The sequence below is a fragment of the Aeromonas sp. HMWF017 genome, from assembly GCF_003061465.1.
Taxonomy (GTDB): Bacteria; Pseudomonadota; Gammaproteobacteria; order Enterobacterales; family Aeromonadaceae; genus Aeromonas; species Aeromonas veronii.
Genome location: NZ_QAJD01000150.1, coordinates 19,000 through 24,739, shown reverse-complemented (window position 1 = coordinate 24,739; position 5,740 = coordinate 19,000). Strand labels below are relative to the sequence as shown.

Annotated in this window: 6 protein-coding genes; 2 read left to right on the top strand and 4 right to left on the bottom strand. The window is 54.2% G+C overall.

Going from position 1 to position 5,740, the window contains the following annotated elements; genetic code table 11:
* Positions 1-284: hypothetical protein (locus tag DBR30_RS21395; RefSeq protein ID WP_219927576.1), on the top strand; the 284-nt coding region annotated here is incomplete at its 5' end.
* A 39-nt stretch (positions 285-323) separates the two neighbouring features.
* On the opposite strand, the gene DBR30_RS15790 is transcribed toward DBR30_RS21395, so the two are convergent.
* The 4 genes from DBR30_RS15790 to DBR30_RS15775 all read right to left on the bottom strand — a co-directional run bounded on the left by DBR30_RS15790 (position 324) and on the right by DBR30_RS15775 (position 4,852).
* On the bottom strand, positions 324-2,255 hold the full coding sequence (locus tag DBR30_RS15790; protein ID WP_108540970.1) for a putative bifunctional diguanylate cyclase/phosphodiesterase: 1,932 nt from the start codon (positions 2,253-2,255) through the stop codon (positions 324-326).
* Between the two features lie 23 nt (positions 2,256-2,278).
* The gene (locus DBR30_RS15785; RefSeq protein WP_005349099.1) at positions 2,279-2,779 is read right to left on the bottom strand and encodes a molybdopterin-binding oxidoreductase; all 501 of its coding nucleotides are present in this window, start codon (positions 2,777-2,779) and stop codon (positions 2,279-2,281) included.
* 101 nt (positions 2,780-2,880) lie between these two features.
* Positions 2,881-4,515 (bottom strand): chaperonin GroEL, encoded by a 1,635-nt coding sequence (gene groL, locus DBR30_RS15780; protein WP_005340575.1) that lies wholly within the window; start codon positions 4,513-4,515, stop codon positions 2,881-2,883.
* A 43-nt stretch (positions 4,516-4,558) separates the two neighbouring features.
* Positions 4,559-4,852: a co-chaperone GroES gene (locus tag DBR30_RS15775; protein WP_005340573.1), complete on the bottom strand. Its 294-nt coding sequence runs from the start codon at positions 4,850-4,852 to the stop codon at positions 4,559-4,561.
* A gap of 242 nt (positions 4,853-5,094) precedes the next feature.
* Here DBR30_RS15775 and DBR30_RS22350 point away from each other — a divergent pair.
* Positions 5,095-5,740 (top strand): MATE family efflux transporter (locus DBR30_RS22350; RefSeq protein WP_375135856.1); only part of this gene is annotated, 646 nt, incomplete at its 3' end.

Below are 5,740 nucleotides of genomic sequence, written 5' to 3'. Positions count from 1 at the left end.
ATGCTGTGAGTGCCCACACAGATTGCTTGATTCAAATTGTTAAAGAGCGACGCAGCTTTTGCTGCTGCGGGAGTGGCATTCTACTCAACCACCTTCTCGAGTCAAGCCTTATTTTCAAAGGCTTTTCGAGGTTATCGACTTGGCTTTCTGCGTTGCCGCTTGCCCTGTCGATGGAGGCGCATTATAGGGAACAGATTCTTTCTGGCAAGGCTAAATTGCATGTTTTTTTGATAAAACCGCAAAACCGTTCAAACAACAAACAAAAAGAAGAAAGTTCGAGCTAAATCACACATTCTGGAGGCAGATGACAGGCAAGCCCCCTCTCAACTCATATAAGCCATTTCGGATTGTTGACGCGCCAGCCAAAGCTCCTCCATCTCCAACAAGGTTTGATAGATTTTCTCCGCCTGCTCTGGTCGGCTGAACAGATAGCCCTGCCCATACAAGTGGATATCGGTCAGAGATCGCAATACATCCAACTGCGCCTGTGTCTCAATCCCTTCACACACCAGACTCTTGCCCAGCATCGACCCCATCCGACAAATATTGGCGACCAGTTCGGATGCCTCCATTGAGGTGTCAATGCCCTGTACAAATGAACGGTCGATCTTCACCTTGCTGACCGGTAACTTTTGCAGATAACTCAAAGATGAATAACCGGTACCAAAATCATCTAATGCCAGCAGTACCCCCTGCTGATTGAGATCCTGCATCAGTTGCAGCGAATTCTTCACTTCGCGCATGGTGGTATCTTCCGTGACCTCCAGGACCAGGCTACGGGCAGGCAGGTGGTGCTCCATCAATGCCTTAGCCACCAGTTTGAGCAAATTGCGCTGATACATGCCAGGCGAGATATTCACGCACATCTGTAGATCAACCATACCAAGCTGGTGCCACTGATAGAGCTGCTCGCAAGCTGTGTTCAGCACCCAGCTGCCAACCCGTTCGGCAAGCTGGAACTCCTCAGCCACCATAATCACTTCGTTTGGCGGAATGAAACCGAGTTCCGGATGCCGCCAGCGCAGCAGAGCCTCGACAGCTTCACAGCGGCCACTCTCGAGATTGACGATGGGTTGGTAATAGAGTTCCAGCGCATTGTGTTCCAGCGCCATGATCATATCCGACGCCAGATGTTTGCGCCGCGCCGTCTCGTTGAGCAGGGAGTTATCGTAAATCACATAGGGGACATGGGTCTTGCGACTATGGAACAGGGCCTGTTCCGCACGACTCAACAACTCCTGAGTCTTGTCGCTGTCCATCGGATAGAAGGCAATCCCGATCCCGACTTCAAGCCGGAAGGGATAGTTGTCATAGACGATATCTTGCTTCAGCGCATGCAGCAGTCGTGCTACCAGCTCCCTGACCTGACGCAGATCGCTGCTGCCACGCTGGATAATGGCAAATTGATCCCCCCCAAGACGTCCGCTCCACTCTCCCTCTTCGCAGAGCACTCGGATCCGGGTGGCAAACTCACAAAGCAGATAATCACCAGTGTCATAGCCAAACTTGCTGTTGATATCCCTGAAGTCGTTGATATCGACCAGCACCAACCCAAACGGCACCTCCTGTGTGGCGTACAGCTCCATCCGCTCCAGCAAAGCAACCCGATTGGACAACCCGGTCAGGGGATCCCGTCTGGCCGCTCTGAAATGACGACGCCCTTCATATATAAGCAGCATGCTGAGTAGCAGCACTGACATGACCAGACCGGAGACCATCAGCAACAAGGCATTGCGCAATTGGCCAAAATGGCGATCGTTCTCGGAATAGACGTTAATGTTCTTCTGCATCACAGAAGCGAGGGAGTAGGAGAGCGGCTCTTGCAGCGGGGCAAGGCGCATCATGATCTGCTGATAGTCAGATGCACCGCTTTGCAACTTGGTGATGTCGGGCTCTATTTGGCGAATATTGGTTTCAATCAGCTGCACCAGACGCAAGGTTTTCTGCTTGTCCTGCATGCTCTTGCGCAGCTGGCCGCTCAACAGGATGGGCGTTCTGCTCCAGAGAATGTCATAACGCAGCATCAAGGTGTCATGATCAATCCCGCCATAGTGATAGACCTCTACCGCATTGAGGAAACGACCGAGCTCCAGCTGCAACTGCATCAGCGCCCAGGAGACATCATAGGTGTATTTCTCCATCGCTCTGGTCGCATTCTGAATCTGCATCAGGCAATAGAGGGTGCTCCCGGTAAAGGACAGGATGGATACATACAGAATGACGAGCAGTGGCCACGCCCTGGTCTTTCCTTTCACCCCATGCTCCCGTGCTGTTTTTATCAGTGCTGAATATCTATCAAATCCAGCTGCCAGATCATCATGTCGGTATATTCGGATCGCTTCAATTCCGGATATTGATCAAGAGGCAGCATAAACCAGACCGGCCCCTTGTCACGCACACGCATGACAGCGCCATTGTCTTCCCATGCAAGAATGGGCTCGTATTTGGCAACCTTGTCCCATTCAATGCGGATCTGAAAACTGTTCAGCGCCGTCAACGTAATGGTCTTGCCATCCGCGCCGACAGCAGCCAATACATCGGCCAGTTTTGGGCCTCTGTAGGTGTGCGGCTTATCCACCCACGGGTTGCCGGTCACTATCTCATGTTGCGGCAGAGCCTGTAGTTTTGCCAGATCAAACAATACCTTGCCATCAACTTCGTCTGCCGACCTGATGTTACCACCGACTTTCAGGATCACCGGCCCAGTCAGCGCCTCAGCAGCCATCACCGGCATGATGACCAATGAACACAGTAGTGTCAGCCAACCAAACATTTTCATATCGCCCCCAGATTTGCTGTCTCAACAGACTCAGTTTAGCCAGATATAAAAAAACGGCTCGCCTTGAGCGAGCCGTTTGTCAAACAGAGCAAGGGGTATGATTACATCATGCCCATGCCACCCATGCCGCCCATGTCAGGCATGGCAGGGGTATCTTTCTTCGGCAGTTCGGTGACCATGCACTCGGTGGTGATCATCAGACCGGCGATGGAAGAGGCAAACTGCAGGGCGGAACGGGTTACCTTGGTCGGATCCAGGATGCCCATGGCCAGCATGTCGCCATACTGTTCGCTGTAAGCGTTGTAACCGAAGTTGCCTTCGCCGTTCTTCACTGCATTGGCGATGACGGAGGCTTCTTCCCCGGCGTTGATGACGATTTGACGCAGCGGGGCTTCCATGGCGCGCAGGGCAACCTTGATACCGACGTTCTGGTCTTCGTTGTCACCGCGCAGACCCGCCAGTTTGGCAGCAACGCGAACCAGCGCAACACCACCACCTGCAACCACGCCTTCTTCAACAGCGGCGCGGGTAGCGTGCAGGGCATCTTCAACGCGTGCTTTCTTCTCTTTCATCTCGACTTCGGTGGCTGCGCCAACCTTGATCACGGCAACACCGCCAGCCAGCTTGGCTACGCGCTCTTGCAGCTTCTCACGATCGTAGTCGGAAGAGGTCTCTTCGATCTGCTGACGGATCTGGGCAACACGGCCTTCGATCACACCAGCATCACCCACGCCATCGATGATGGTGGTGTTCTCTTTGGTGATGACGATGCGCTTGGCACGACCCAGATCTTCCAGCGTCGCTTTTTCCAGCTCCATGCCAACTTCTTCAGAGATGACGGTACCGCCAGTCAGTACGGCGATATCCTGCAGCATGGCCTTGCGACGGTCACCGAAGCCAGGCGCCTTGACGGCAGCCACTTTCACGATACCGCGCATGGTGTTAACCACCAGAGTCGCCAGCGCTTCGCCTTCTACGTCTTCAGCAACAATCAGCAGCGGCTTGCCAGCTTTGGCAACGCCTTCCAGCACCGGCAGCATTTCGCGAATGTTGGAGACTTTCTTGTCAACCAGCAGGATGAACGGGTCGTCCAGTTCAACGGAACCGGTCTCTTGCTTGTTGATGAAGTAGGGGGACAGGTAGCCGCGGTCGAACTGCATACCTTCAACAACTGCCAGCTCATCTTCCAGACCCTGACCATCTTCAACGGTGATGACGCCATCGCGACCCACTTTGTCCATGGCTTCAGCAATCAGCTTGCCCACTTTCTCGTCGGAGTTGGCGGAGATGGTGCCCACCTGAGCGATGGCATTGCTGTCAGCGCACGGCTGGGACAGTGCTTGCAGTTCAGCGACAGCAGCCACAACGGCCTTGTCGATACCGCGCTTCAGATCCATCGGGTTCATACCGGCGGCAACGGCTTTCAGACCTTCGTTGACGATAGCCTGAGCCAGAACGGTTGCAGTAGTAGTACCGTCACCCGCAGCGTCGTTCGCTTTGGAAGCCACTTCCTTGACCATCTGGGCGCCCATGTTCTGGAACTTGTCTTCCAGCTCGATTTCGCGCGCAACAGACACACCATCTTTAGTGATGGTGGGGGCGCCGAAGGACTTGTCCAGCACCACGTTGCGGCCTTTCGGGCCCAGAGTCACCTTGACGGCATCAGCCAGGATGTTTACGCCTTCCAGCATCTTGATGCGGGCTTCGTTACCAAACTTAACGTCTTTAGCTGCCATTTTTCTTCAATCCTTAAATCAATTCGGGGAAAAGGAGGATGGATTACTCTTCGACAATCGCCAGGATGTCGGTTTCGGAGAGGATCAGGACGTCCTGACCATCCAGCTTCTCGGTCTTCACACCGTAGCCTTCGTTGAAGATAACTTTGTCACCAACCTTCACGGCCAGCGCTTTGACTTCGCCATTATCCAGGATGCGACCAGTCCCCACGGCAAGCACTTCACCACGGGTGGACTTCTGGGCCGCAGTACCAGTCAAGACGATACCGCCGGCAGATTTGGCTTCAGCTTCGATGCGCTTGATGATGACGCGGTCGTGCAGTGGACGAATTTTCATCGATAACTCTCCCAAAATGAGTCTCATTGTTGCTTTGAGGAATGGCCGTTCCAGGCCAAATTAGATATGTCCCTGATGTGGGGCAGAGTTGCTAACCCTTCAAGGGCAAATACAAAAAAAATTTTTTCACGTACTATAAACATCTTCGATGGTTCAGCCATGTCCGCACTCTGGTGCAAGGTCGGTTCAAGCCGCCCGTTTTCCATGCCAGAACCTTCAAAGCCAGCTGTAGAGACGAGCCCTTGACCCGCACCAACCCCATGCTGACAGCCCCTATTCCGGTCGTACTGCGCCAGATGACGGGCCCCATGATCTTCGGCATCATCGCCATTCTGGCCTTCAATCTGGTCGATACCTTTTTTATCGGTATGCTGGGCACCGAAGCTCTGGCCGCCATCAGTTTTACCTTTCCTGTCACTTTTGTGGTTACCTCGCTGGCGATGGGATTGGGCGCCGGATTGTCAGCGGTGATCGGTCATACCCTGGGGCAGGGCAAGCACGATGAGGCAGCCCATCTCGCCACCGACAGCCTGTTTCTGGCGGTGATTATGGTGGCCCTGCTCTCCGCGGGGGGCGCTCTCACCATCAAGCCCTTGTTTACTCTGCTGGGGGCCAGCGCCGAGCTTATCTCCCTCATCCATGACTACATGCTGATCTGGTATCTCACCGTCCCCATGCTGGTGCTGCCCATGGTGGGCAATGCCGCCATCCGGGCGACCGGCGATACAAAAACTCCCAGTCTGGTGATGGCAGTAGCCGGGCTAGTCAACGGGGTACTGGATCCTCTCTTGATCTTCGGTATCGGCCCCTTTCCGGAATGGGGGATCCGCGGGGCAGCCATCGCGACTTCTATCTCCTGGTTGATGGCGATGCTGGTCAGCCTCTATA